General features: G+C 65.8%; 2 protein-coding genes. Both read right to left on the bottom strand.

Features of this window, described 5'->3' with window-relative positions; translation table 11 throughout:
• Nucleotides 1-362: 362 nt before the first annotated feature.
• Nucleotides 363-1,583 (bottom strand): IS91 family transposase, encoded by a 1,221-nt coding sequence (locus AB3X96_RS42240; RefSeq protein ID WP_368594377.1) that lies wholly within the window; start codon nucleotides 1,581-1,583, stop codon nucleotides 363-365.
• Between the two features lie 8 nt (nucleotides 1,584-1,591).
• Nucleotides 1,592-2,470: a tyrosine-type recombinase/integrase gene (locus AB3X96_RS42235; protein ID WP_368594376.1), complete on the bottom strand. Its 879-nt coding sequence runs from the start codon at nucleotides 2,468-2,470 to the stop codon at nucleotides 1,592-1,594.
• Nucleotides 2,471-2,497: the final 27 nt, after the last annotated feature.

Raw genomic sequence — 2,497 nt, 5'->3', positions numbered from 1 at the left:
ATAGAGCAGAGATTTTTTTGGTTGGCGATCGCGGCCACTGACGCGTGAACAGGCCGGTCGGGGCCGGTCCGCGATCGGTAATCAAAAAAATGTTTGTGCTAAACCGCTCCGCAGGCGTCGGCCTTTATGGGCATTGAATGAACGGCGCGGTGATTTGTGATGGCCTGCACACGGGTGGCGCGCGCCAGAACCGGGTGGTTGGCCGGGCCGGTCGCGCAAAGCCAGCGGAAATGCGGATGCCAATGGGTAAGGAGTGCGGAGTTTTGCGGCATTGTGAAGGTGCGGCGACGCCAGGGCGCGAGTGGGTTCGCCTTGGCCGCATGGGGGAAGACCAACGTGCGCGGGGGTGGTGCTGATTCGGGTCAGTGCACATGGGCCGGTTCGGGAGGCGCCCGTGGCAGGATGCCGGGCGTGTCGCCAGGCAGCGCGCCTTTGATGCGGACCATGTGGCCCTTGCCGCACACGGGGCACTCGCGCAGCGACCTGCCGGTGAGCCGCTGGTAACGGTCGCGGTAGTCTTTCGCGATGATGGGCGACGCAGCGGCGGGCGGCTCGACGCCGAGCAGCCGCCGGCAGGTGGCCAGGCTCTCCGCCCGGTGACAGTTGGCGAGCCACCCGTAGCTGCGGATGCGCTTGAAGCCAACGGGCAGCACGTGCAGCAGGAAGCGGCGAATGAACTCGTCGGCCGTCAGGGTCATGGTCCTGTGGCGGGCTTCGTGACGATAGTCCTTCCACTGGAACAACACCGAATCGCCATCAAAGCGCAGCAACCGGTTATTTGAGATGGCAACGCGATGCGTGTAGCGGCCCAGGTAATCGAGTACCTGGGCCGCGCCGCCAAACGGTGGTTTCGCATAGACGACCCACTCCGCCTGGGCGGCGGGCGCGAGCCAGGCGGCGAACGCTCGCGGGTCACGCAACGGCTCGAGCTGGCCATGGAAGCGCAGCGCGCCGGCGTCGAACGCGCGGCGCAGCTGCTCGAGGAAGAGGCGGCGAAACAGGCGCGAGAGCACCCGCACCGGCAGGAAGAAGCCGGGCCGGCAGGCGAACCAGCGCTCACCGTCCGGCGCGATGCCACCGCCCGGCACCACGCAGTGCACGTGCGGATGGTGGAGCAGATTCTGCCCCCACGTATGCAGGACCGTGATGAAGCCGATCTCCGCGTCCAGGTGTCTCGGATCCGCGGCGATCGTGCGCAGCGTCTCGGCGCTGGTGCGAAACAGCAGATCGTAGAGGGTCTTCTTGTTCTGGTACGCGAGCACGGCGATGGGCTCCGGGAGTGTGAAGACGACGTGGAAGTATTCGATCGAGGGGAGCAGCTCGGCGCGCCGGCGTTCGAGCCATTGCGCGCGGGCGAGCGACTGGCACTTCGGACAGCAGCGGTGGCGACACGAGTCGTACGCGATGCGCTGATGGCCGCACGCATCGCACTGCTCGACATGACCGCCAAGCGCGGCGGTACGGCACAGCTCGATGGCGCTCATCGCGCGGCGCTGGGCGCGACTGAGGGCGTCGGCATGGGTCTGCCGGTAGTGAGGCCCGCAGCGACGGAAGATGTCCGCCACCTCGAGCGCCGGGCGCATCGCCGGCTTCAGAAGTATGCGCGCGGTGTGGGCTCAGGCGGGATGGGTGCGGGGTGCGGCAGCAGGTCGAAGGGACTGGTGGTGGCACACACGGTGCTCGTCGCCAGCTTGAGATACCGAGCCGTGGTCGCCATGCTGCGATGTCCCATCAGCAGCTGGATCCGGCGTACATCGGCGCCGGTTTCCAGCAGGTGCGTGGCGAACGCGTGCCGCAAAGAATGTGGTGTCACGGGTTTGGTAATGCCGCTGCGCTGGCGCGCAAGCGCGCAAGCCTCGCCCACGGCCTGGCGGCTGATGGGCCGCCCGGGAATGTTGCCCGCAAACAGCCACTCGCTTGGGCGGGCATCCTGCCAGTACAGTCGCAGGATCTCGAGCAGCCGCGGCGAGAGCATTACGTAGCGGTCCTTACGGCCTTTACCCTGGCGGACACGGATCATCATCCGCTTGCTGTCGATATCGGTGACCTTCAGGTGAACGACTTCCGACACCCGCAGGCCGGCCGCGTAGGCCGTCATCAGGATGGTGCGCTGCTTCAGGCTGGGAATGGACTCGAAGAAACGCGTCACTTCCTCGAAGCTCAGGACGACGGGCAGCTTCACGGGCCGTTTGGGCAACGGGAAATCCTCGTCACTCCAGTCGCACCTGAGCGTGATGCGGTACAGGAAGCGCAGCGCGCCGACGGCAAGTTGGACACTGGCTGGCGCGAGCTTGCGTTGGTTGGTCAGGTGGATGATCCAGGCACGGATCTCTTCGGGGCCGAGCACCTCAGGTGAGCGCCGGAAGTGCCGGGCGAAACTGGAAACTTGCAGCAGATAGGCCTTCTGGGTGTTGTCTGCAAGGTTGCGGATCTGCATGTCATGCAGCATGCGTTTGCGCAGCGGTGTCATGGCGAACCTCCTGAAACAGTGAATGGA

The organism is Paraburkholderia sp. BR13439, assembly GCF_040948805.1.
Taxonomy (GTDB): domain Bacteria; phylum Pseudomonadota; class Gammaproteobacteria; order Burkholderiales; family Burkholderiaceae; genus Paraburkholderia; species Paraburkholderia youngii.
The sequence above is the reverse complement of the archived record's forward strand: the minus strand, read 5'-3'. Positions and strand labels throughout refer to the sequence as shown.

What these genes read in the sequence shown, in the direction of transcription:
- AB3X96_RS42240 (WP_368594377.1), bottom strand. Translation starts at nt 1,583, where the DNA reads ATGCGCCCGGCGCTCGAGGTGGCGGACATCTTCCGTCGCTGCGGGCCT.
- AB3X96_RS42235 (WP_368594376.1), bottom strand. Translation starts at nt 2,470, where the DNA reads ATGACACCGCTGCGCAAACGCATGCTGCATGACATGCAGATCCGCAAC.